Source organism: Vreelandella sp. ssv, from assembly GCF_059448525.1.
The window spans coordinates 2032759-2054994 of the sequence record NZ_CM182545.1; the positions used below are offsets into that span (position 1 = coordinate 2032759).

The 22236-nt window shown below is 49.9% G+C and carries 20 protein-coding genes; 13 read left to right on the forward strand and 7 right to left on the reverse strand.

All coding sequences use genetic code 11. From position 1 onward, the window contains the following. Positions 1 to 7 precede the first annotated feature (7 nt). Both msrA and AC5TBW_RS09335 read left to right on the forward strand, forming a co-directional pair. Entirely contained in the window at positions 8 to 634 is a 627-nt protein-coding gene (msrA, locus tag AC5TBW_RS09330) for a peptide-methionine (S)-S-oxide reductase MsrA (RefSeq protein ID WP_495511787.1), read from the forward strand. A gap of 195 nt (positions 635 to 829) precedes the next feature. After that, the gene (locus AC5TBW_RS09335; RefSeq protein WP_495511788.1) at positions 830 to 1240 is read left to right on the forward strand and encodes a c-type cytochrome; all 411 of its coding nucleotides are present in this window, start codon (positions 830 to 832) and stop codon (positions 1238 to 1240) included. 26 nt (positions 1241 to 1266) lie between these two features. Here AC5TBW_RS09335 and can read toward each other — a convergent pair whose 3' ends face one another. Next, a complete protein-coding gene (can, locus tag AC5TBW_RS09340; protein WP_495511789.1) occupies positions 1267 to 1914 on the reverse strand; it encodes a carbonate dehydratase in 648 nt (215 codons plus the stop codon). A gap of 194 nt (positions 1915 to 2108) precedes the next feature. On the opposite strand from can, the gene gorA reads away from it, so the two are divergent. From gorA to AC5TBW_RS09360, 4 genes are all read left to right on the forward strand, one after another. Then, positions 2109 to 3491, forward strand: coding sequence for a glutathione-disulfide reductase (gene gorA / locus AC5TBW_RS09345; protein WP_495511790.1), 1383 nt, complete (start codon positions 2109 to 2111; stop codon positions 3489 to 3491). 261 nt (positions 3492 to 3752) lie between these two features. Beyond that, entirely contained in the window at positions 3753 to 4331 is a 579-nt protein-coding gene (ectA, locus tag AC5TBW_RS09350; RefSeq protein ID WP_495511791.1) for a diaminobutyrate acetyltransferase, read from the forward strand. A gap of 109 nt (positions 4332 to 4440) precedes the next feature. Next, a complete protein-coding gene (gene ectB, locus AC5TBW_RS09355) occupies positions 4441 to 5709 on the forward strand; it encodes a diaminobutyrate--2-oxoglutarate transaminase (RefSeq protein ID WP_495511792.1) in 1269 nt (422 codons plus the stop codon). Between the two features lie 92 nt (positions 5710 to 5801). After that, positions 5802 to 6194 (forward strand): ectoine synthase, encoded by a 393-nt coding sequence (locus AC5TBW_RS09360; protein ID WP_035558199.1) that lies wholly within the window; start codon positions 5802 to 5804, stop codon positions 6192 to 6194. Between the two features lie 133 nt (positions 6195 to 6327). On the opposite strand, the gene AC5TBW_RS09365 is transcribed toward AC5TBW_RS09360, so the two are convergent. The 4 genes from AC5TBW_RS09365 to AC5TBW_RS09380 all read right to left on the reverse strand — a co-directional run bounded on the left by AC5TBW_RS09365 (position 6328) and on the right by AC5TBW_RS09380 (position 14285). Next, positions 6328 to 6855: a DUF3833 domain-containing protein gene (locus AC5TBW_RS09365; RefSeq protein ID WP_495511793.1), complete on the reverse strand. Its 528-nt coding sequence runs from the start codon at positions 6853 to 6855 to the stop codon at positions 6328 to 6330. A 194-nt stretch (positions 6856 to 7049) separates the two neighbouring features. Continuing rightward, a complete protein-coding gene (locus tag AC5TBW_RS09370) occupies positions 7050 to 7973 on the reverse strand; it encodes a diguanylate cyclase domain-containing protein (RefSeq protein ID WP_495511794.1) in 924 nt (307 codons plus the stop codon). 10 nt (positions 7974 to 7983) lie between these two features. Next, complete coding sequence (locus AC5TBW_RS09375; protein WP_495511795.1) at positions 7984 to 12492, reverse strand: PAS domain-containing hybrid sensor histidine kinase/response regulator; 4509 nt, start codon at positions 12490 to 12492, stop codon at positions 7984 to 7986. 95 nt (positions 12493 to 12587) lie between these two features. Then, entirely contained in the window at positions 12588 to 14285 is a 1698-nt protein-coding gene (locus AC5TBW_RS09380; RefSeq protein ID WP_495511796.1) for a putative bifunctional diguanylate cyclase/phosphodiesterase, read from the reverse strand. Positions 14286 to 14577: 292 nt separating this feature from the next. On the opposite strand from AC5TBW_RS09380, the gene AC5TBW_RS09385 reads away from it, so the two are divergent. Genes AC5TBW_RS09385 through yidD form a run of 6 tightly spaced genes read left to right on the forward strand, consistent with a single transcriptional unit; the run spans position 14578 to position 19315 of the window. Continuing rightward, positions 14578 to 15417 carry an ATP-dependent zinc protease family protein gene (locus tag AC5TBW_RS09385; protein WP_495511797.1) on the forward strand — a complete coding sequence of 280 codons (840 nt, stop codon included), beginning with the start codon at positions 14578 to 14580 and terminating at the stop codon, positions 15415 to 15417. 38 nt (positions 15418 to 15455) lie between these two features. Beyond that, positions 15456 to 16979 (forward strand): inactive transglutaminase family protein, encoded by a 1524-nt coding sequence (locus tag AC5TBW_RS09390; protein ID WP_495511798.1) that lies wholly within the window; start codon positions 15456 to 15458, stop codon positions 16977 to 16979. Then, positions 16976 to 17974, forward strand: a complete 999-nt coding sequence (locus AC5TBW_RS09395; protein WP_495511799.1) for an alpha-L-glutamate ligase-like protein — start codon at positions 16976 to 16978, stop codon at positions 17972 to 17974. The genes AC5TBW_RS09390 and AC5TBW_RS09395 overlap by 4 nt, the downstream gene beginning before the upstream one ends. Positions 17975 to 18018: 44 nt before the next feature. Continuing rightward, positions 18019 to 18459, forward strand: a complete 441-nt coding sequence (locus AC5TBW_RS09400) for a transcriptional repressor (protein ID WP_495511800.1) — start codon at positions 18019 to 18021, stop codon at positions 18457 to 18459. Between the two features lie 41 nt (positions 18460 to 18500). Continuing rightward, positions 18501 to 18980 (forward strand): phosphoribosyl-AMP cyclohydrolase, encoded by a 480-nt coding sequence (gene hisI / locus AC5TBW_RS09405; protein ID WP_495511801.1) that lies wholly within the window; start codon positions 18501 to 18503, stop codon positions 18978 to 18980. A 53-nt stretch (positions 18981 to 19033) separates the two neighbouring features. Further along, positions 19034 to 19315 carry a membrane protein insertion efficiency factor YidD gene (gene yidD, locus AC5TBW_RS09410; RefSeq protein WP_495511938.1) on the forward strand — a complete coding sequence of 94 codons (282 nt, stop codon included), beginning with the start codon at positions 19034 to 19036 and terminating at the stop codon, positions 19313 to 19315. A 12-nt stretch (positions 19316 to 19327) separates the two neighbouring features. Here the strand turns inward: yidD and AC5TBW_RS09415 are convergent, their stop codons facing one another. Both AC5TBW_RS09415 and AC5TBW_RS09420 read right to left on the reverse strand, forming a co-directional pair. After that, on the reverse strand, positions 19328 to 19750 hold the full coding sequence (locus tag AC5TBW_RS09415) for a SufE family protein (RefSeq protein ID WP_495511802.1): 423 nt from the start codon (positions 19748 to 19750) through the stop codon (positions 19328 to 19330). A gap of 54 nt (positions 19751 to 19804) precedes the next feature. After that, complete coding sequence (locus AC5TBW_RS09420) at positions 19805 to 20998, reverse strand: tyrosine-type recombinase/integrase (protein WP_495511803.1); 1194 nt, start codon at positions 20996 to 20998, stop codon at positions 19805 to 19807. Between the two features lie 199 nt (positions 20999 to 21197). Here AC5TBW_RS09420 and AC5TBW_RS09425 point away from each other — a divergent pair, with 199 nt between their 5' ends. Next, a complete protein-coding gene (locus AC5TBW_RS09425; protein ID WP_495511804.1) occupies positions 21198 to 22235 on the forward strand; it encodes a DNA-binding protein in 1038 nt (345 codons plus the stop codon). Position 22236 lies beyond the last annotated feature (1 nt).

Consider the following 22236-nt stretch of genomic DNA (forward strand, 5'->3'; position numbering starts at 1 on the left):
GGGCGTTATGTCGCTATTTTCTAAAGCTAATGCTAGCCGTGTATTGCCTGGGCGCGATGTCCCTATTGAGACAAGCGATGTACACACCATCAATGGTCACTCACTACATCCGCCATTTCCGAGTGGTCATGAGGAAATTGTCCTTGGGATGGGTTGCTTCTGGGGTGTTGAGCGGCTGTTTTGGCAGTTGCCAGGTGTCTATGTTACTGCGGCGGGTTATGCCGGTGGTGAAACGCCCAACCCGACTTATGATGAGACGTGCACGGGGCGTACCGGCCACACTGAAGTGGTACGGGTCGTTTATGATCCACAGCAAGTTGACCTTGAAACGTTACTGCAAGTGTTCTGGGAGCAGCACGACCCAACCCAGGGGAATCGCCAAGGGAACGACATTGGCTCACAGTATCGTTCGGCCATTTTCACTACCAGCCAAGCGCAATTAGAGGCAGCCGAGCAGAGCGCGGCCGCGTATCAACAGGCGCTAGATAAAGCGGGTAGGGGAGCGATTACCACCGAGATAAAACCATTAGAAACCTTTTACTATGCCGAGGCGTATCATCAGCAGTATCTCGACAAAAATCCTAATGGCTACTGCGGTTTAAAAGGCACTGGCGTCACCTGCCCCATTGGCTAGCGCTCTATTTATTTAAGAAATTAATGATTCAACCATCCATAGGAAGCCATTATGCAGCAGCGCTATCACTCAAAAAGGGCTTTCTCTGGCATCGTTTTGGGTCCTGTTTTTAATAGTACTTTGGTTAGTGCATTGGCACTTCTGCTGTGCACGCCACTGGCTGGAGCTGAAGAGCCTGTGAATGGCGCGTTAGCAATGCCACAAGCAGCTAGCGACACGCCTTTCGCAAGCGACCGTGAGGCCGTCATATGGCGTCGTGAGGAGCTTAAGGATATTGAAAGCCTGATTCGGCAGCTGCGTTTTGATCTGGTTAATAATCAAGATGTTGAGGCCGCTGCGCCGCGTTTGGAGGAGCTACAGGCACGCGCAAGCGCAGAACATTTATTACCGGCATTTATAGCCGGCACGCATGGCGGTGGTTCCGAGGCGCGCGCTTCTATTTGGGAGGAGTGGGATGAGTTTGCCGCTGGTTTTACTGATCTTGAAGAGAAAATTGCCAATTTGGTCAACGTAGCTGAGCAAGATGATCTTCGCGAAACTGCCAGAGCGCTTTCCGACGTTGGCGCAAGCTGTAAAAGCTGTCATCGTGCCTACCGCTACGACTAAGCAGCGGTAGGCGGTAAAGAGGGTGATCAATCGCCTTTTTCTATACGATCAATGCGGTAAAGTGTCTCTACCTGCTCCAGGCCGCTAATGGTGCAATTAAGATCTTTAACGCGGCCATCACTTAAACCGTAAACCCAGCCATGTACCGAGATTTGCTGGCCACGCTGCCAAGCGCGCTGCAAAATCTTGGTACGGCATAAGCTATTGACCTGAGCTTTAACATTAAGCTCACACATGCGGTCAATTTGATCTTCCATAGGAAGATGATCTAGCGAGTCTCGGTGACGGTTATACTGCTCTCGAACCGAATGCAGCCAGTAATCGACTACACCACATTCGCCACCCATCATGGCGGCCTTAATGCCCCCGCAACCGTAGTGGCCGACAATCATAATATGACTGACTTTAAGAACATCAACTGCAAACTGAACCACCGAGAGGGCGTTCATATCGGTGTGGTGAAGTAAGTTGGCGACGTTGCGGTGTACGAAAACTTCCCCAGGCGGGAGTGCAATAATTTGATTGGCAGGCACACGGCTATCTGAACAGCCGATCCATAAATAATCTGGGTTCTGCTGACTTGAGAGACGTTTAAAGTATTCGGGATCCTCTTCGCACATGCGCTCAGCCCAGGCGCGATTATTGTCGAGTAGCGTCGCAATAGAGTCAGACATACGGTCTCCAACAGGGTTAAATAGAGTTAAGTCGCTGATCGAAAAGCGGAATGTTAATTCTTAGCCAGTATAAAGTATCGAGCAATATGCAGTATAAAATAGCAGTCAATGGTTTTAACCCTCTCTGACGGCCAGGTCAATTATCTTGCCTGACCTCAAGGAGGCGCAAATGTTTAACTCCACAGGAGCATACGATGGCAGACGTTTCTGAATACGAATATGACCTTCTGGTAATCGGCGCAGGCTCGGGTGGTGTGCGTGCTGCCCGAAGGGCAGCCGCTACGGGCGCTAAGGTGGCGATTGCCGAAGATCGATACCTGGGGGGAACCTGTGTCAACGTCGGCTGCGTCCCTAAAAAGCTTTACTCCTACGCGGCCCATTTCCATGACAGCTTTGATGATTCTGCCGGTTTTGGCTGGCAGTTGCCTGGCCCCGCTACGTTTGACTGGGCAACGTTACGTGACAACAAAATCAGCGAAATTAAGCGTCTCAACGGCATCTATCAACGCATGCTTGAAGGCGCAGGTGTATCACTATTTAACGCACGGGCAACATTAACCGACGCTCACACCGTAACGCTAAGTGGTGAGCACGGAAATAGTTCGCTGACGGCCAAAAAAATTCTGCTCGCAACAGGCGGGTGGCCCTGGGTGCCTGATTTTCCTGGCAGTGAATACGCATTAGATTCCAACCAGATTTTTGATTTAGAGGCGTTCCCCAAGCGATTCCTGGTACTTGGTGGAGGCTATATTGCCGTTGAATTTTCCAGCATTTTTAACGGGCTGGGCAGTGAGACGCATTTGATTTATCGGGGCGAGCTTTTTTTGAAAGGCTTTGATCAACAGGTACGCGACTTCACCTGCGCTGAGATGGAGAGAAAAGGAGTGAACCTACACTTCAATACCAATATCGAGCGCATAGAAGCGATTGGGGATGCATATAACGTTCACCTCACTAGCGGTGAGGTGCTGGAAGTCGATGTAGTGCTGGCAGCGACGGGGCGTAAAGCCAATATTGTAGATTTAGGACTTGAGACGTTGGGAGTGAGCTTGGATGAATCGGGCAAAATCCCTGTCAATGAACGTTTTGAAACATCATTACCTTCGATTCTCGCACTGGGTGATTTAACTGCTGGGCCTGAGTTAACGCCTGTGGCCTTGGCAGAGGCGATGCAGCTTGTCGAGTTCCATTTTGGCGATACGCTTCCTGAGCCGCTGGATTACTCAACGATACCCACCGCCGTTTTCTGCCACCCAAACATCGGTACCGTGGGACTTTCCGAAGAAGCGGCCCGAGAAAAATTCCCCCATATCCGTGTCTATAGCACTGATTTTCGCGCCATGAAGCACACTCTATCGGGTAGCCAAGAACGTACCTTGATGAAGCTAGTGGTCGATGACGCCTCGGATGTGGTAGTGGGCGCTCATATGGTAGGCGATGACGCTGGCGAAATCATTCAAGGTATCGCCATTGCGGTGAGGGCGGGGCTTACCAAGCGGGATTTTGACCGCACGGTGGGCATTCACCCAACAGGAGCTGAGGAATTCGTTACGCTGCGTACGCTTACACGCACTTAATGCCTTAACCTCCCTACAGACTTAAACGGGTTCAAAGTTTTTGAACACTTTAATAGGCGTATCCGGTGGTGCGCCTTTTTTTGTTTTTGAGTTGCGCTATTCTAAAAGCAGGGATGCAAGACTAAGCGTGAGCACGCTGCTAAAGGCAGTCAGTTCATAACAAAAAATTATGGAAATCAGGGTGGAGAATAATATGGTTTTTGAATTGCTCATAATCAGCTGTTATAATGGACATCAAATTCGCTACAGCGAAGCATAACTATGAGTACGCCAATACAACCTTTTACTCCCTCTGCTGACCTCGCCCGGCCAACGGTGGCTGATGCCGTTGTAGGGCATGCAGAGATGCCGCTTTTCATCCGCAAGCCCAATGCAGATGACGGCTGGGGGGTTTATGAGCTGATCAAAGCCTGCCCGCCGCTGGATGTGAATTCTGCTTACGCATACTTGTTACTGGCAACGCAGTTTCGTGATACCTGCGCGGTAGCTACGAACGAAGAGGGCGAGGTGGTTGGTTTTGTGTCTGGTTATGTAAAGGATAATGCGCCAGATACGTACTTTCTTTGGCAAGTAGCCGTAGGCGAAAAAGCCCGCGGTACAGGTCTTGCACGTCGCCTGGTGGAGGCTATTATGTCGCGCCCTGAGCTTGACGATGTTCACCACCTTGAAACCACTATTACCCCCGATAATTTAGCTTCATGGGGGCTCTTTCGCCGTTTAGCTTCGCGTTGGCATGCACCGTTAAATAGTCGCGAATACTTCTCTACCGAACAGCTCGGTGGTGAGCATGATCCGGAAAACTTGGTTCGTATTGGTCCATTTCAAACAGACCGCATTTAATACACTGTTCCTATTACGTTTATATTCGATAGGAACAAACTATTTTTCCCGCTCATGTTGCTCCCGGCTGGTAACGCCTTAAGGCAATAATTGACCAAGGAGGTCGCTAATGCAGACCCAGACGCTAGAACGCATGGAATCCAATGTACGTACTTATTCTCGTTCATTTCCGGTGGTATTTACCAAAGCGCAAAATGCGCGCCTAACCGATGAGAACGGCCGTGAGTACATTGATTTCCTCGCCGGCGCGGGCACGCTTAACTATGGTCATAATAATCCGCATATGAAACAGGCCATGATCGATTACCTGTCCACTGACGGTGTTGTTCATGGGTTGGATATGTGGACCAATGCCAAACGCGATTATTTGGAAACGCTTGAAGAGGTTATATTCAAGCCGCGTGGCCTTGAATATAAAGTGCATCTACCTGGCCCAACCGGTACCAATGCAGTAGAAGCGGCTATCCGCCTGGCCCGTGTTGCCAAAGGTCGCCACAATATTGTTACGTTCACTAATGGTTTCCACGGCGTCACTATGGGTGCCTTGGCGACGACGGGTAACCGTAAGTTCCGTGAAGCGACAGGGGGTATCCCAACACAGGGTGCCAGCTTCCTGCCTTATGACGGCTACATGGGTGAGCACACCGATACGCTGGATTACTTTGAAAAACTGCTCAGCGATAAATCTGGCGGTTTGGATATTCCAGCCGGTGTCATTATTGAAACCGTGCAAGGCGAGGGCGGGATTAATGTTGCGGGTCTGGATTGGCTGAAGCGTTTGGAAAGCATCTGCCGCGCCCACGATATTTTGCTCATTGTGGACGACATTCAGGCAGGTTGTGGCCGTACTGGTAAGTTCTTTAGCTTCGAACATGCGGGTATTACGCCTGACATCATTACCAACTCGAAATCGCTCTCTGGTTTCGGTCTGCCATTTGCCCATGTACTGATGCGCCCTGAGCTGGACAAATGGAAACCGGGTCAATACAACGGCACCTTTCGTGGGTTCAGTTTGGCAATGGTCACAGCGACCGCCGCGCTAAAAAAATACTGGTCTAATGACACCTTTGAGCGTGATGTTCAGCGCAAAGGGCGTATTGTAGAAGAGCGTTTCCAAAAGCTCGCAGCGCTGCTTACAGAGAGCGGCATGCCTGCTACCGAGCGTGGTCGCGGTCTAATGCGTGGTATTGACGTAGTATCGGGTGACATCGCTGATAAGATTACCAGCAAAGCTTTTGAGCATGGCTTAGTGATTGAAACCAGCGGTCAGGATGGTGAAGTGGTGAAGTGTCTTTGTCCGCTTACCATCACGGATGAAGACTTGCTTGAAGCACTCGATATTCTAGAAATGTGCGTAAAGGCAGTTGCTAGCGAGTAATTAGCCGTTAGGATTAAGAGCGTAAGCTCACGGTTTTTAGTTAGGGATAAATTGGCTGGTAGTCGCCAGCCACTACGCAACGGAGTATTTCTATGATCGTTCGTAATCTTGAAGAAGCACGCAAAACGGAACGCCTGGTAACTGCCGAAAACGGCAACTGGGACAGCACACGCCTTGTCCTGGCTAACGATAATGCAGGTTTCTCGTTCCATATCACCCGCATTTTCCCAGGCACCGAGACACATATTCACTACAAAAACCACTACGAAGCTGTATTTTGCTACGAAGGTGAAGGTGAAGTCGAAACGCTGGCCGACGGTAAAATTTGGCCAATCAAAGCAGGAGATATTTATCTGCTAGATCAGCACGACGAACACCTGCTGCGCGGTAAAGAGAAAGGCATGACCGTTGCCTGTGTCTTCACGCCACCGATTACTGGCAATGAAGTTCACCAGGAAGATGGCTCCTACGCAGCTCCAGAATAAGCAGCGTTTGAGTAAAACGTCAGCGGTAAGATATGAAAGCAGCCTGCTAATTAGCAGGCTGCTTTTTTTGCTGGATTTCATTAAGTGAGTTGGCTCAACGGCCTAGCGCCTATTTTTGTCGAAGATCAGTTTTCTAAATCCCGCTTTTATCGAAAACTAACGTAATTTCGCCAAGCGTAAAGCCAAATTTGCGCATTGCCGTTCGGTTGATCAAGCGGCCATCCGGCTGAAGGTACATCCAGTCATCCATGGAGAATGTGATCATTCGGCCATTGATTTCGATCTCCAGCGGGTAGCGCATGTGGAAAACATGACCGTATTGACGTGCTTCTACTTGGCCATCCACGTCATTGGCAGTGCCAATCCAGTGGTGTTCATCAATTCGCTCAAATGTCCAAACGCGTCGATCGGTTTCACCGTCTGAAAACACGAAAGACTCGTCCAGCGTCAGGGTGTCATCTTCGTAACTGCCTTGGATCTCCACAGTAAAACGTCGCTGTACCTCGCCGGAGTAATCCTGCACCATGCCCCATGCGCGTGTAGTCCCTGCGAAGTACTCAGCGATATCAAGCCGAGGTTCCGAATCTGCATAGTCTTCAATATCAACGCTAGCACAGCCAGCGAGTAAGAAGAGCAGCGTGACAAGACCAATGCGAATCATGTCGTCATTTCCTATATGAAAGCGGGTTAAAGTACAATTATTGTCGAATATTTTAATAGCATAGTGCACTTAAGCGGTCATGGCTACAGCTGCCTATGGGTTCGCTTAATATATATTATGTTAAATATGGTGCGTGTTATTTTATAATTGTGCTTCTCTAGCTTTTAAAGCCCATCCTTTTTTCGCTTGTCCCGCTATGCTTGATAACTAACGCGTGCTCGTCCAGCTTGCTTCGCTCCGTACAATTGCTTATCAGCTTCAGACAATAGTGTTTGCGCCCCGCTATTATTGTCGGGTACAACAGATGCCACGCCCAGCGAGATTGAGACATACTGTTCTATATCAGAGCCTAAATGTTCAAGTTTTAACGCTTGCACGCTTGCCCTGATACGCTCTGCAACGTTTATAGCGCCCTTCAAATCTGTTTTAGGTAATAGGCAAGCAAACTCTTCACCACCATAACGCGCAATCAAATCGTATGGCCGGAGAGATACATCAGTTAGTGCTTTAGCTACCTTTTGTAAGCAATCGTCGCCCTTCAAGTGACCATATAAGTCGTTGTAACGCTTAAAATAGTCCACATCGATCATAATCACCGACAACGCAAGTTGTTCCCGCAGGCATTGGCGCCAGTCGCGATCAAGCTGTTCATCAAACATCCGTCTATTCGCTACACCAGTTAGGCCATCAAGCAGCGCAAATGAGCGCAGCAAGTCACTCTGCCTTTTGAGAGTCAGGTGTGTATTAACGCGCGCTTTAACAATGACCGGATTAATTGGCTTGACGATAAAATCAACAGCACCGAGTTCAAGCCCTAGCACCTCATCCTCTTCTTCACCCTGAGCCGTTACAAAGATGATGGGTATATCACGCGTTGCAGGTGCGGCTTTCAGACGTCGGCATACCTCATGACCGTCCAGAACATCCATATGGACGTCCAACAGGATCAAATCCGGCGTTATCGTTTCGCACATTTGCAGGGCTTGAGCTCCCTCTGTGGCCATGAACACTTCGCATTCCTCGCGAAACAACTCATATAAAACCATTATATTGATGCGCTGATCATCAACTAGCAGCAGTTTGGGCTTGGATTTCGCGACGGTTTGCCAATGTTGCACTGTTAGTTCCTCAGTTTGAGCTCAGCAGTTCTTGACCGGCAAGTTGTGCAGCCGAAAAATCCAAGGACTTAACTAAATCATGAAAAATAGCATAATCTGATCGCATTGCCTGCGGAGTGACGAGCTGGAGTGATTCACTCTTCTCTACCGCCTGCATGCCACCCATTTCCAATAACTGCAAGATATCTCGCAATGCTTCCTGCCACTGTTCAATGGGTAGAGAAGCATCACTTTCATTCACTGGTAAAGGCACAGTTGATGGTAGGTCAAATATCTCTCTTAATAGGTTGTCACTAACGTGTAACAGTGCACTCAGAGCATCAACGTGTGTTTCATCCCGTAATAGCTGTTGCCTGCTATTTTCATCTGCGTGCAGTAATTCATGCTCAAGAGCCCCTGCCCGCTCTGAAAGAGCCACTGCGCCCATGGTGCCGGAACTCCCCTTAATGGCATGCAGCAAACTGGCAGCTCTTACCCCGTCGAATTGCTCAAAGGCCTCCTTCAAACGGGCGAGTTGTTTGGTTTGTTCTTCTGCGAAGTTGCTCAGTACTGTCCGGACTAACTTTCGATTACCGCCAAAACGACGGCTAATAGAGGCTTCTGGTTCCACGTCAACATTAAGCGCCACGGATGAAGATGGTGGCGCTTCAGGCTTAACCGTTTCGCGTTTAGCATGGTGTAAAAGCGTGGTGACCATGTTATCAAGGTCAATCGGTTTGCCGAGATGATCATCCATACCGGCCTCATAACACGCTTGCTTATCAAGCTCTGAAGCATTGGCTGTCATGGCGATGATCTTTACAGAACCATGCTCTTTGTTAGCGCGTATCCGCCGGGTAGCTTCAAATCCATCGATGTCCGGCATTTGAATATCCATCAAAATCGCATTAAAAGGCGTAGGGTTTGGTTGTGTCGCTAGCTGCACACCCTCAAGTCCACCTTCTGCGAGGGCAACGTCTGCCCCTTCGTTTTTTAGTAGCTCAAAGGCAACCTGCCGATTTAACATATTATCTTCAACAATCAAAAAATGCAGCCCTTCTAAACGCTTCGGCGGAGTTACCACGACATTGCTGGGGGGTGGTTTCATGCCTTTAGACATCAGCGCATAGTTTATCGAATGTGCTAATTGCTGTGGCGTGACGGGTTTGTTGAGGAAGTCAACAAACGGTGCATCACCCGCTTGCTGTGAATCCGAGAGCACCTCTTGACCGCAAGCGGTAATCATAATGATTGTAGGGGTTTCATTGGGACTTTCTTGATGTATTTTACGTGCAGCTGACAAACCATCCATATGAGGCATACGTAAATCCATAAGGATCATGTCGTAGGGGTTGCCTTCAAATTGCATCTGCAATACTTGATCGACGGCTCGTTGGCCATCGTCAACAAGATCCACCTGCCATCCCATTATTTCAACCATTCGCACCAACAGTTCACCAGCGACCTCATTATCATCTGCGACTAGCATACGCTTAGATTGGACAGGCTCAGATAATAAGGTGCTTAACGTTAACTCTTGAACGACACACAAATTAATTTCAAACCAAAAGCGGCTACCGATCCCTAATTCGCTACTGACATGCAGTTCTCCGCCCATTAACTCAATGAGTCGCCGGGAGATTACCAAGCCCAGCCCTGTGCCACCAAAGCGTCTGGTAGTAGAAGCTTCAGCTTGGGTAAAGCCATCAAAAATACGTTCGAGTTGGTCAGGACTGATTCCAATCCCCGTATCTGTGACTTCAATGCTTAAGCGCACCTCATCGGCTTGCCTATGGAGTTGTTCTATTTTAACAACCACTTGCCCGTGTTGAGTAAACTTGAGAGCGTTCCCGGCTAGATTTACCAATACCTGCTGTAATCGTAAACCGTCACCCGAAAGTGCACTGGGAAGTTGAGGGTCAAGGTCGAACATGACTTCAACATCCTTGCCAGCAAGATTGCCGGCAAGAATAATGGCTAAGTCACGCATTAAGACTTCGAGATCAAAAACATGTTCATCCAGTTGCAGCTTGCCAGCGTCGATCTTGGAATAGTCAAGAATATCATTTAACAACCCAAGTAGTGATTTTGCCGCCGACTCTGCCTTACTGATGTAGTCTAGCTGGCGAACATCCAAGCCGGTATTTTTGACTAAATGCAGCATGCCAAGTACTGCATTCATTGGCGTGCGGATTTCATGGCTCATATTGGCCATAAAAGATGACTTAGCCGCGCTAGCGGCATCTGCTTGCTCCTTAGCATCCAGCAAGTGTGCCTGGAGCTCAAGCTGGGCGGTAATGTCGCGATTGATGCCCGTAATTCTTACCGCCGAACCTCTTTCATCGCGTTCAACTTGCGCTCCTCCCTGGACAGTGCGCATCGTGCCATCAGGGCGTACCACACGAAAAACGGGATTATAATCGTCCCCGTTCTCGAGCATCATCTGTAACTGATTGTCTGCCATCTCAACATCATCTGGATGAATACTGTTATACCAATGTTCATACCTTAGCCCTTCATCACGTAAACTCGGTGGCAGGCCATAAAGATCGAACATTCGATCATTCCAGCTTAGCGAGTTATCTGTTAGATCCATTGACCAAATCCCTAGCTCCGCCGCATCGGCTGCCATAAGCAGCTGATCACGGGCAGATGAGACAGCACTTTCGGAAGCCTTTTGTGCCGTCAAGTCCACGGCAATGCTTAAATAACCGTTGATATCGCCATGGTCATCATACATTGCGGTGACAGACATCGAGACCGGTAAAATATCCCCATTTTTGCAAAGGTAAGTCCATTCGCGAGTGTCGGCGCCATGCAACTCAGCCTCGTGGACAAAGACGCGTAATCCCTCAATCGTGTAACCATACTGGGCGGTCAGCTCGTTGGCACGTGTTGCCATCTCGTCATCTGTATGGAAATCAACCAGATTATGCTGATCAATCACACTAGCTGCCTGATACCCCAGTAGACGTTCAGCTCCGGTATTAAAGACTTTAATAACGCCAAGCAAGTCCGTGGCAATGATTGCCACCTCTGAAGCTGAACTCAACACGCTGCCAAATAAGACGTTAAGCTGGAGTAGCTCAGAAGTACGCTGAGCCACCTGAGCCTCTAGACTGCTATTCAGCTCATGAATTTGTGCATCGGCGGCGACTCTTTCTGAAATGTCTCTAATTGTTTTGGCTCCACCGGTAACATAGCCATCGGAATTAAAAATAGGTGAAATGGTAACTGACACCGGAATGAGCTTTCCGCTTTTGTGTTGTCGCTGAGTTTCAAATGTAGAGGTGGGCTTTCCCGCTCGAATGCAATCAAGTAAGTTATCCTCCTCTTCTTGCATTTGCTCTGGCACTATCAGATCAGTTATATGTTCTCCCAAAGCCTCTTGAGCGCTGTATCCAAATAAATCTTTAGCCCCTTTGTTCCAACTAGTGACATAGCCATTACGATCCATGCCAATAATGCCGTCGGCTGAGCTTTCGACAATGGCTGCTAGCTTCGCCTGCCCTGCGATAACACTCTGTTGTCGTTTGCGACTGATGCTAAGAACCCCCACCAGAGTCGCCATTAACAAGGAGAGCAACAGTCCTATGCCTAACACCAGAATAGGAGAAAGCTGTTGCAACTCACGGATGAACAGTGGATGGGCTTCAAACTGAAGCTCCCATTGCCTCCCATACACATTACGTTCGATTGTGCGCGAAAGCACTATATCTGCTGAGCTTTCATCGGCACTGGTGTAAAACTCAACGCTATTTTCAGGATCGGTAACATCACGCAATTCAATACTAATTGCCTGCTCTGGTGGCCGTAGCCCATTGAGCACGGCATCTATACTTAGCGGGGCATAGCTCCATCCAAATGCCTGAGCTTCTCGTTCTTCGAGGGTCTCGGGTATGCTACCGTCTCGATAGATAGGCATGAGAATCAAAAAAGATTGCTGCGGCTTTCCTGTGGCTTGTACCAGCGTAATTGGCCCTGTTAACCGCACTTCACCGCTCTGCATTGAAGAAAGCGCAGCTTGTCGGCGGTTGCCCTCAGAAGCAATATCGAGCCCTATGGCGGCGAGATTATGCTCAGCCGGATTGATATATTGTATGACATAACGTTCTGAATTATGGGGTGTCAGCTGTCGAATGGTGAAGTCAGGCATCCCATCGGCACGGGCCTTCATGAGAAATTCAGCCTCTTCCAGCTGCGGAACCCGACGAATAAAACCAAAGCCCCGCGCCCCAGGAAACTCTTCGTCAACATTGCGCGTCTTGCTATAAAGGTCAAAACCCTCTCGTGTGATGGCCTGAGTTCCTGCCATCGTTTGAATAGCGCCGCGAGCCCCGCGCAATCCGTATTGATATAGTTCAATGCGACTAACTACTCTATCTGCAGCAGCTTCGGCTGCAGTGGTTACAGCCTGTTCACGTTGATGCTGATTGAAATTTGCAACTACCCACCAAGCAGCAACGCTCAACGTGACGCCTGTAATTAAGCTGACAATGGCCCAGCGATTAGTGCGGGCTAGAGGGACTTTATTATTCATATGTAATTATCTTCCCGCTATGGGTAAATGATACCTGCGAAGAGGGTCTTTGCGCCGTTAGTTGCTGCTAAGTTCATAATTAGCCTGTTATGGGCCTAATCAGCGGGGGTAGTCATCTGCCAAAGTAGAGCTCTAAACTGAACAAACGGAACTGGGCGGGCAAACAAATAGCCTTGCATGGTTTGGCAGTCAAGGCTACGTAAAGAAGTAGCCTGCTCCTGTTGTTCAACGCCCTCAGCCACTAACTCAAGGCTGAGGGCTTGAGCCAACTTAATAATGGCTTCAATAATGGCTATATCACTTTTACTAATAAGCATGTCTCTAACAAAGCTCTGGTCGATTTTTAAAACATCAATCGGGAAACGTTTAAGGTAAGCCAAACTGGAGTAACCTATTCCAAAGTCGTCAATAGCAATACGTATGCCTTGTTCGCGTAGGGATGAGAGGATGTGCTGAGTGTGACTAATATCCTTTGCCAGAACCCCTTCTGTAATCTCTAACTCAAGAAACTCAGGTTTTAGTCCCGATTCAAGCAGAATGTTTTTTACCATTGTCAAGAAAGACTCATCAAGAAACTGAACGGTGGAAATATTGACACTAACGATAAGATGCCACCCTTCCTTTATCAGTCTCTGTGTGTCCTCGCAGGCCTTTTGCAATACAAATTTGCCGATAGGAATAATCTGTCCTGTTTCCTCTGCTAAGGGAATAAAGTCCGCTGGCGAAATCACCCCTCCGTCTGAATCACGCCAACGTACCAGCGCCTCCATACCAATGACGGCAGTACTTTTACTGTCCACCTTCGATTGGTAGAACACTTCAAAATCACCATTTTCGAGAGCACTGCGCATTTTCTGTTCAAGAAAGTGTCGATTGCGAATGCTATTGTCAATCTCGGGCGAGAAGAAGTGATAACGATTACGTCCTTCTTTCTTTGCTTGGTACATAGCAGCACCGGCATGACGATAAAGCAATTCAATGTTGTCACTATCGTCCGGAAACAAACTAATGCCCATGCTTGCACTCAGGTCGTAGCGATGACCGTCCAGGATGAACGGCGTGGCAATCTCGTTCAATAGCTTTTCCGCTAAGCCTGCTACCACTTCAAAACTATTCACATTGGTCATGAGAATGGTGAACTCGTCGCCTCCCTGCCGGCTGACCGTATCCAATGTGTGCGATGCATTGGTCAAGCGTACACTGGCTTCTTTTAATAGTGCATCGCCAATGAAGTGGCCCAAGTTGTCATTGATGCCTTTGAAGTTATCGAAATCCAGTAACAGCATTGCCACACGAGTGTGATTACGGTTGGCATTAATCAAGACTTGTTCCGAACGCTCTTGAAGCAAGGCACGGTTTGGTAGGCCGGTTAGTGCATCATGGTAAGCTAATCTCTTTGCTTCCGTTCTCAAGGTGAGATGTGCTTTAACATGTGCTCTTACCACAGGAAAGTTGAGCGGTTTGCTAATAAAGTCTACACCACCATATTCAAGCGCCCGCAGCTCATTATCAGTCTGGGAATGTGAGGTGACAAAAATGATAGATGCGTTGCACAATTCAGGGTCTGCTTTGAATGCCTTGCAGACCGCAAAACCATCCATGCCATGCATCTCTATGTCTAAAAGCACAAGGTCAGGCTTATGCTCTTTTGCAACATGTACCGCTGAGACCCCATCACTGGCTATATACACCTCACCCAGGTCTCGTACGGCCTCGGATAACGCGAGCGCATCCGTCGCCTGATCCTCCACTATCAGAATGACCGAAGGTAGGCTAAATTCTTTATTCAGCATCTAACAGTCCCTGTAAATTGCATTGTTCTTAGTTTTACAAGGCTAGTACATTTTCACTAGCTTTGTCGTTGAATTGCATGACATAGAGTTTTTGACAACAAGCGATTTTATCCTTGCCTTTATGTTCGCCTATGTCAGGCGCCTATCGTTGAAAGTACGCCCCCTGCCAGGAAAGTTAATTATTTTGAGCCTCCTTGTGCAACCATGTATCCGAAATAATGTGATGTCGTTGGACACTAGTCGCCCATCTCCTTATCATTCCCCCACCTATTGTCCAAGGATATCTCTCGTTATGCGCCCAGGTGTTTTGTGGCTAATAGCTGGCTTGTCGTCTTCAATCGCAGGCTGTGCAGCAACAACCCAGCCAGAAACTAATGAACCGCCTCCTTTAAGTGAAGCGTCTTTCAATGCTCGTATCCTGGAACTAGAAAGTCAGTTGGCACAGCAATGCGACTCGAGTTCTGAGCTTCAGGCGCGCCAATTGGACCAGCAGCAAACACTGACTGCCGACATGCGGGAAGTAGGCAGTTTGTTGCGCTATCTACGGCAAGATGTTCAGCAGTTAGAAGTAAGTGGTAAAGAGCCGGTCATCATCCGTGAAGAGTGTGAAATCGATGAGACGCTAACCACTAAAACCCTTCTGGGACGCAGTGAATGGGTCGGTCTCCCGAGCTTGGGTACCTACCTTAAGGCGCGTGTTGATTCAGGTGCCAATACATCGTCGTTATCTGCCGCCGAAATCACTCGCTTTGAGCGTGATGGTGAAGACTGGGTGCGCTTTAAACTGGCCCTCAACGACGACGATGTGGCTGTTGAGTCGCAGCGTGATGAGTGGATTGAAGCACCCATAGTGCGCCGCGTGCGTATCCTTCAGGCGTCGGGTGAAGAGTCGCGCCCCGTTATTTCTTTGCTAATGACCTTAGGGCCTATTCGCGAAAACGTGGAATTTACCCTCAATGACCGCTCGCATCTTGATTACCCTGTCCTGCTTGGTCGCCGTTTCTTGCTAGATATTGCGGTGATTGATGTTGCCGACACGTATATACATGAGCGCCCCGAGTTTCCTGGTGGCGAGCCAGCCGATGAAGCTGCTGCTGATGAAGCGGTTGATGAAGACGATACAGAAGAGTAACTGCTCTTCCCTGGCGCTAAACCCAGAAAGGAATCTCCATGTCACGGTTAATGTTTTATATCATTGTCGGGTTGTTGCTGGTCGCAGGTATTGCTACCAGTGTGCATCGCCATGTGCAGTTTGAAATTCCTTGGTTGCCCGGCGAGCAGCGCCAGGTATGGGAAATTGAAGCTGGCATTACCTTCAATGCTCAGGACGGTCCGGTACAGGTCGATTTAGCCCTGCCTTCTCATCAGGCAGGCTATCGTGTGTTGACCGAAAATACCGCATCCTCAGGCTTTGGCCTGGCCTATCAAGCGGATGAGTTAGGTCGCACGGCTCAGTGGACTATTCGCGAGGCAGTGGGCAGCCAAACGTTATACTACTCGGTGCAAATGCTGGTGTCGCAAGATGCCCGCTCCCCCGTACAAGCACCGCCTGAAATGACCCCGGTAACACCTTGGGAAAGCCCCTATGACACGGCGGCCAGCCAACTGATCGAACAAGCCTGGGCGCGAAGTGCGAACAACGCGACATTCGCCCGGGAACTAATCCAAGATGTAAATGGCGAGCGTCAGGGGGAAAACGCTCGTCTGCTGCTTTCTCAAGAGAATCCAGCAGCTCTGGTGGTGCGGTTACTCAATCAGGCAGGCGTTTATGCTCGTGAAGTAAGCGGTTTGCTGTTAGAAGATGGTCGTCGCCGCCAAACGCTGAGCAGTTGGATCCAGGTATTTGATGAGTCAGGCGAACAGTGGTCGATTTTTAATCCACTGACAGGCGAGCAAGGCAAGCCCGATAACCTGCTGTTGTGGGAAACTGGCGGCCGAGCCGTTTTAGAAGTCCAAGGCGGCACAAACTCGCGGGTTACGTTTGCCATGATGACCCACGATCAACCGGCTTCTGCAGCGGTTCGCAATCATTATTCAGAAGACACTCTGCTGAACTTCTCCATTCACAGCTTGCCGTTGGAGGAACAAGCGCTATTCCAAACCATTCTGCTGATTCCGATTGGCGCGTTAATGGTGGTGTTTTTGCGCGTCCTGGTGGGCATTAAAACGTCCGGTACCTTTATGCCGGTATTGATCGCCCTCGCCTTCATCCAAACGACTCTGCCAACTGGCTTGATCGGCTTCTTGCTAATCGTCGCGGTGGGTTTAATTATTCGTAACTATCTGTCCTATCTCAACTTACTATTGGTAGCCAGGGTATCCGCGGTCATCATAACGGTGATCGCGATAATCTCTATCTTCACGGTACTGGCTTATCGTATGGGGCTTAGCGCTGGCTTAACCATCACCTTCTTCCCAATGATCATCCTTGCCTGGACCATTGAGCGGATGTCGATTTTGTGGGAAGAGGAAGGTCCTAAGCAGGTGTTGATTCAAGGTGGCGGTAGCTTGATTACGGCTGTCCTTGCTTACCTGGCGATGAATAATCCCTGGGTGCGTCACATCACGTTCAACTTCTTAGGCGTGCAGTTGATATTGATGGCGTTGATTTTGTTGCTCGGCAGTTACACGGGCTACCGCCTGTTAGAACTGCGCCGTTTCAAGCCAATTACTGATGATGAGAAACCATCATGAGTTTGTTTAACAATTGGACTTGGCCAACACGCTTGCGTGACAAGGGCATCATTGGCATGAATCGGCGCAATATTCGTTATATTGGCCGCTATAATAAACGGCGACTTTATCCTCTAGTGGATGACAAGCTTAAAACCAAGCTGCTGGCTCAGCAGTATGGCATTACCACGCCAGAACTAATTGGTACGGTAACAACCCAGTTTGGCGTCAAACATATTGGGGCAATGCTTACTGGTCACGCAGGTTTTGTTATCAAGCCTGCCAAGGGAAGCGGCGGCAAGGGCATTCTTGTGATCGAAAAGGTGGAGGATAACGCCTTTATCAAGCCAAGTGGTGCCAAGCTAACGCTTACCGATGTTGAGCGTCATGTGTCGAATATTCTCTCAGGCCTATACTCGCTGGGCGGCTCGCCCGATGTGGCGGTAATTGAAACGCTGATTAATTTCGATGAAAGCCTGATGGATTACACCTATGAAGGGGTCCCCGATATTCGGGTTATCGTCTTTAAGGGCTACCCTGTCATGGCCATGATGCGCCTCTCAACGGCGGCTTCTGATGGCAAGGCTAACTTGCACCAAGGGGCGGTGGGCGTTGGGCTGAACATTGCAACAGGCGCTGCATTGCGTGCCGTTCAGTTTGACCGGCCATGTTTTAGCCACCCTGATACGGGGCACGACTTAGCGAGCCTGGTCGTGCCGCAATGGGAAACGCTGCTTAACCTGGCCGCAGGCTGTTATGAAATGACAGGATTAGGCTACTTGGGTACCGACATGGTGTTAGACCGTAAATACGGCCCCATGCTACTTGAGCTTAACGCCCGTCCAGGGCTGGCTATTCAAATGACCAATGGTGAAGGCTTGCGCCGCCGTCTTGATCTGATTGAGCGTCAGCCTGATGGCGTGCCTGCAAAAGAGCGTGTCGCCTTTGCCCAGCACCATTTTGCTCGCCAAAGCGAGCTGGTCGAAAGCTCTGGCAACTCCGCCGCCGGCGCGTAGACTAGTGACGAGAGCCTAGGCTAACCACGTTCAACGAGTTGCCCATGACCCAAGCGAATACACTACTGCAGCAGGCTGAGTCTCAATGTCATCTCCGTGGCGTTCGGTTCACCCCCATCCGTCGGCGTGTGCTGGAACTTATTGCCGAAAACGGGGGTGGTTTGAAGGCGTATGATCTGCTTGACAAGCTCTCTACGGAACACGCAGCTGCTCGGCCCCCAACAGTCTATCGAGCGCTTGAGTTCTTAATTGATCAGGGCCTGGTGCATCGAATAGAGTCTCAGAACTCCTATGTGGCCTGTGCATGTCCTGAGCATGTGCATGGTTTTCAGCTGCTCATTTGTCGTCACTGTGGCTATGTGGAAGAGCTGCATCTAGATGAGATAAGTGATCAACTGGCGGCATTGGCCAAGAGCCAAGGGTTTAACGTTGAGCGCCAAACGATTGAGCTCCAGGGGCTCTGCCAAGATTGTCGAACAAGCTGATGTGTTGAGCAGCTATGTTAAACAGCTAGCGAGAAAAAAGTATGTCCCGTTTTGATCAAGTGGCTCCAGATGCCCTTTTTAAGCAGCTTGAGCGAGCCACACCTGATGATACCCTTCCCGCTGCCCCCACCCTGCTGGCGGCGGTTCGCTTTAATAGCGATGGCTTGATTCCTGCCATTGCCCAGCAGCATGACTCCAAAGAAGTGTTGATGATGGCATGGATGAATCGCCAGGCGCTCGAAGAGACATTAACGACTCAGCGTGTCTGTTACTACTCGCGCTCACGTAAAAAGCTGTGGCGTAAAGGAGAGTCATCAGGCCAGCAGCAGCGACTTATCTCCGCCGCGCTTGATTGTGATGGCGATACGCTATTACTGCACGTTGAGCAAACCGGACCTGCTTGCCACACTGGGCGTCGTAGCTGCTTCTATATTGCAGTGGATGATCAAAAAGCAGCGATCACCAGCACTCCGCTGATTGACCCTGACGACCTCTACGGCAACAAAGCCTCATCATCCTAGCCATGAATCGTCGCTGGCTTTCCTCGCTGTTTTCAGGCCTACGCTGGGTATTGATGAGCATAATGATTGGCTGCATCAAGGTTTACCAGTACACGCTTAGCCCGCTTTTAGGTCCGCGCTGCCGTTTTTGGCCGAGCTGTTCGTCTTATACAATTGAAGCGATTCAGGTGCACGGACCAATAAAAGGTGGCTGGATGGCCGTCAAGCGTATTGTAAAGTGCCATCCGGGCAGCCCTGGTGGTATGGATCCGGTTCCCGGCGGTCGCAGCGAACAGCTTTGTCGCGAAGACGAGGATGCATCACCGCCCTGCTGCAATGATCATCCCCCTCGCTAGCCTCCCCAACCCTTATTGCGACTTTTGCTGAGCCACTGCGTAAATCTTCTCAAGCATGGCGTGCAGGCCATTGCTGCGCGTGGGAGAAAGGTGCTTATCCAATCCTAAATCTTTCAAAAAGTGGGGTTCGGTAGAGCGAATCTCAGCGGCTGTGCGTTCGCTATAAATTCGCAGCAGCACGGCGATTAGGCCGGAAACGATAGCCGCATCGGATGTCGCCTTAAAAATCAGCTTGTCGCCCTCCTCTTGATGTCGCATCCATACATTTGACTGACAGCCCTGAATTTTAAACTCTTCGATTTTCCACTCATCGGGAAAATCAGGTAGCTGCTTACCCATATCGATAATGTACTGATAACGATCCATCCAGTTATCAAAAATTTCAAAATCTTCAATCAGCTCTTGCTGGGCCTGTTCGGCGCCGGAAGTGCTCATGGCGTTTCCTTCTGTATTGGTATCGAAAAGTAAGAATGATGTCTATTACGGATCCTAAGAACTTGCCCCATTATAACGAGTCGATGATGGCTTGAGGGAATCATCAGGGCCTGTATTGCTTAAACGATGACGCTGCTGCTCGCTATGCCACTCGATATCTTCAGTATGCAGATAACGTGAGGTGGTATCGAGGCGAGCATGCCGAGCGCTTTCGGCTAGATGACGCAGGCTTATACCCGATTGTGCTTGATGTGTAATTGAGGTATGCCGTAGCCAGTGAGGCGTTGCTTTACGCAGCGCGTTGACGTGCTGCTCAGCGCCGCCGCTTTCTTCAAGCGCCTGTGCCGCTTCTTGAAACGTAGCCCGAATTAATCGATAAAGCTGGTTGTGTCCCAGGCCTCGCTGGCCATCTAGGGCTCTTAGCGCCGGTGTATTCGTTTCTAGTTCGCTCGGCTGGTCAGCTAAACCCAGCGCCTGCCTCCATTGCCGAAGGCAGTCCAGCATATCGTCAGGTAGCGGAATTCGCGCCATCTTGCTGCCCTTTCCTACGACATTCCACCACCAGCGCCCTTCGCTGCGCTGAAAATCGCCCATGCATGCGTCTGCCATTTCACTGATGCGCGGCGCAAGCAAGTAGGCAAAACCAAACATAAAGCGCCGCCTTGCCTGTTCGAAATGCTTTCGACTGCCCTCTACAGTGGCAATGGGCTCATTAAGCCAACGCCATAGCCAAGCCCATAACTCGCTCTCTAAATAGCGTTCAATACTTGGCGCTTGGTTGTTCAGGCGGCGCGACTTGTCCCTCATCAAGCGAAATGGATTGTGTTTAACCCACCCCGCTTCAACTAACCAGCCAAACATACCTTGCAGTATCACAAGGCTCTGGCGACGGCTGGCGGGAGACAGCCCACCACGAAAAGGACGCCAATCCGCGTGCGCTCGAGGCTTGGAAGGACCCACCCACTGCTCTCTGGGCTGAGGGTCAGTCAGGAAAGCTTCAAACTGGCGCAATAGCTCGCGGTTTATATCTGCCAGTGTCAGTCCCTGGTTAGCTAACCACAGCAAGAGACGCTCAGATTCCCGACGGTACGCTTTACAGGTTTGTGGGCTATCAACGTACTCATCAAGCCACGCCGTAACCGCCTGAGCATCATTTTGGGCGTTAATTCGGCCACTGAGCTGGCCGCTTATGAGCGAGGTTTCCGAAGGCTTTAGCGTTATGGCCGCAGGGATTAGCTTACTCGGCATTCATACATATCCTTTTAATAGCAGCCTAGTGTCGAAGTGTGCCGTTGTAGCACTATAAATTCAAGATAATAAGGGTAATCTTGAATTTATATCTAAGATCATAAATATTATTACGTATTACATAATACGTAATAATTGCTTTTTATTTGGTGAATCACGACAATGGCAGTTACAGAAGCTCTCAAGAAAGGATCACTCCATGGCCCGCAATGGCATTCAGTACAGTGATGTTCAGCAAGCGATTGATGCCCTATTGGCCCGTGGCGATACGCCTAGCGTGCAGCGTATTCGCGATGTGCTGGGTACCGGCAGCTTCACGACAATTAGTGATCACTTTCGCTTGTGGCGCAGTGAGCGAGAGCAGAATCGCGATGTGCCGCCACCCAAGGGAGTGCCGGAAGTCGTGGTGACCATGGCCAGCGAGCTATGGCGCGAGGCACAAGAGGTAGCGAATCAAACGCTGCTCCACTATCGCGAAGATGCCAATCGCCAGGTGGCAGACGCCCAGCAGCTCGCAGATGACGCTCAACAGCAGGCCGCTAACGCCGAGCAGCGCGAAAGCGCCCTCGCCAAGCACTTGCGTCATATGGAGCAGCGCATGGAGGCGTTAAACCGGGAATTGGCCGCTAGCCAAACCAGCGAACATCACTGGCATCAACAAGCTGAAGCAGCGCAAGAAGAAGCAACTCAACTGAAGCAAGCACAGCAGCAGTTAGAGAGCCAGGCAGGCGAACAGCGCAAAGCGCATAGCAACGCCCTCAGCGAGCAACAGGTAGCGTGGGAGCAGCGCTTAGCACAAGAGGAGCAGCGCCATGAGGCGGCTGAAGGAAGGCTGATGGCGATGCTGGATGGTGCTCAGCAGGCGCGCGCCCAGGAAGAGAAGAGTTACCAAAAACGTTTGCAGCAGTCAGAGCAGCGCATTGAGACATTGAGTCAGGAGCTAAAAACAAAGCAGCAGGCTATGCATCAACTTCAGCTGGAAGCCAGCGAACGCGAGCAACAGATTAGCGAGCAAAAGCAGACAATGACGGCACTGCACAAGCAGGAGAAAGCGCTGACCCAGCAGCTTGATGAGGCCAAAGCCGCGATAAGCAGCCAAGCTCAGCAGCATGCCGAGCGAGAAGCTGCACTACAGCAAGCGTGGCAAGAGAAGCTTTGGAGCCGTATGGAAGCGCTACAAACACAGCTAACGGCGCTCCCCGATGCGCTTTCCAAGCAGAACAGTGAGTCAGGCTAAA

Bases quoted from the DNA above. Each gene is read 5' to 3' on its own strand.
- msrA (WP_495511787.1), top strand. From the start codon at position 8: ATGTCGCTATTTTCTAAAGCTAATGCTAGCCGTGTATTGCCTGGGCGC.
- AC5TBW_RS09335 (WP_495511788.1), top strand. From the start codon at position 830: ATGCCACAAGCAGCTAGCGACACGCCTTTCGCAAGCGACCGTGAGGCC.
- can (WP_495511789.1), bottom strand. From the start codon at position 1,914: ATGTCTGACTCTATTGCGACGCTACTCGACAATAATCGCGCCTGGGCT.
- gorA (WP_495511790.1), top strand. From the start codon at position 2,109: ATGGCAGACGTTTCTGAATACGAATATGACCTTCTGGTAATCGGCGCA.
- ectA (WP_495511791.1), top strand. From the start codon at position 3,753: ATGAGTACGCCAATACAACCTTTTACTCCCTCTGCTGACCTCGCCCGG.
- ectB (WP_495511792.1), top strand. From the start codon at position 4,441: ATGCAGACCCAGACGCTAGAACGCATGGAATCCAATGTACGTACTTAT.
- AC5TBW_RS09360 (WP_035558199.1), top strand. From the start codon at position 5,802: ATGATCGTTCGTAATCTTGAAGAAGCACGCAAAACGGAACGCCTGGTA.
- AC5TBW_RS09365 (WP_495511793.1), bottom strand. From the start codon at position 6,855: ATGATTCGCATTGGTCTTGTCACGCTGCTCTTCTTACTCGCTGGCTGT.
- AC5TBW_RS09375 (WP_495511795.1), bottom strand. From the start codon at position 12,492: ATGAATAATAAAGTCCCTCTAGCCCGCACTAATCGCTGGGCCATTGTC.
- AC5TBW_RS09380 (WP_495511796.1), bottom strand. From the start codon at position 14,285: ATGCTGAATAAAGAATTTAGCCTACCTTCGGTCATTCTGATAGTGGAG.
- AC5TBW_RS09385 (WP_495511797.1), top strand. From the start codon at position 14,578: ATGCGCCCAGGTGTTTTGTGGCTAATAGCTGGCTTGTCGTCTTCAATC.
- AC5TBW_RS09390 (WP_495511798.1), top strand. From the start codon at position 15,456: ATGTCACGGTTAATGTTTTATATCATTGTCGGGTTGTTGCTGGTCGCA.
- AC5TBW_RS09395 (WP_495511799.1), top strand. From the start codon at position 16,976: ATGAGTTTGTTTAACAATTGGACTTGGCCAACACGCTTGCGTGACAAG.
- AC5TBW_RS09400 (WP_495511800.1), top strand. From the start codon at position 18,019: ATGACCCAAGCGAATACACTACTGCAGCAGGCTGAGTCTCAATGTCAT.
- hisI (WP_495511801.1), top strand. From the start codon at position 18,501: ATGTCCCGTTTTGATCAAGTGGCTCCAGATGCCCTTTTTAAGCAGCTT.
- yidD (WP_495511938.1), top strand. From the start codon at position 19,034: ATGAGCATAATGATTGGCTGCATCAAGGTTTACCAGTACACGCTTAGC.
- AC5TBW_RS09415 (WP_495511802.1), bottom strand. From the start codon at position 19,750: ATGAGCACTTCCGGCGCCGAACAGGCCCAGCAAGAGCTGATTGAAGAT.
- AC5TBW_RS09420 (WP_495511803.1), bottom strand. From the start codon at position 20,998: ATGCCGAGTAAGCTAATCCCTGCGGCCATAACGCTAAAGCCTTCGGAA.
- AC5TBW_RS09425 (WP_495511804.1), top strand. From the start codon at position 21,198: ATGGCCCGCAATGGCATTCAGTACAGTGATGTTCAGCAAGCGATTGAT.